This window comes from Halorubrum sp. SP3 (assembly GCF_005435195.1).
GTDB lineage: Archaea > Halobacteriota > Halobacteria > Halobacteriales > Haloferacaceae > Halorubrum > Halorubrum sodomense.
Map to the genome: position 1 here is coordinate 1 of NZ_SGTU01000165.1, position 835 is coordinate 835.

Sequence of the window (835 nt, forward strand, 5' to 3'; positions counted from 1 at the left end):
GGTTCCCACAACAGTATGATGAATTTGAATCAAGTGACGTATAGGTGATAGCACCGGCCATCAGGGCTTATAATTACGGTCTGGTCAAGCCTCGGCAGGCCCCACTTTTAGACGAGATTCATCGCCTGTTCAGTCAGCCGGTAGCGATACGCCGGTCGAACAAACACGATCTGCCCGTAATCTTCTGATTTCGTGACCTCTTCAGAGGACTCAATCACCTCAACAGCCGTATTGAGTCGATCCACTGCGTCGCCAGACCGAAGAAACTCGACAACCTGTTCTGGCTTGATACCAAACTCCGCGGCCAGGATACTCCGAATTGTTCGACCAGCCCCGTCAGCGACCGCGACAGACGGCGCTGATACCCGGGCCTGCGGGCCATCCCGCTCCGCAGCGTCCTCAGAAAGCGCTGTGACCTGTATTTCATCGTCGATGTGCGCGATCAGCGCATCCAGGTTCGCTTCCGCTTCCTCAGTCACCTGCCCATTCACAATCTCATCAATCCGTTCGCTAATCGCAAAGACATCCGGCCCGGGAGGAGCGGTTTGCGCAAGCACTTCAGCATCAACAAGGTGATTCAGTACCGTCTGCGGTTGATACTCAATGTCGACATCAAGCGAGTCCAGCAGCTCAGTTCGCTTGATACCCTCTTTTTCGGGACCTATCTCCGCGTTGTAGAATGCCTTTGCGACGGCGACCTGATCATCAACGCTGTGTGTATTCCCCTTTCGCTCCCGGATGTGTTGCTCCAAGCGGTCGAAATCAGTGCTGTCATCTTCATCAACCGTGAGGGCACCTCTGACCTTGTCTGGAAGTTCCGGGCGCGGCGCGTCAC

The 835-nt window shown here is 55.1% G+C and carries 1 pseudogene; it reads right to left on the minus strand.

The window, feature by feature from the left end:
- Positions 1-107 precede the first annotated feature (107 nt).
- Positions 108-835 (minus strand): annotated as a pseudogene (locus EXE42_RS16060) (hypothetical protein); the annotation flags it as partial.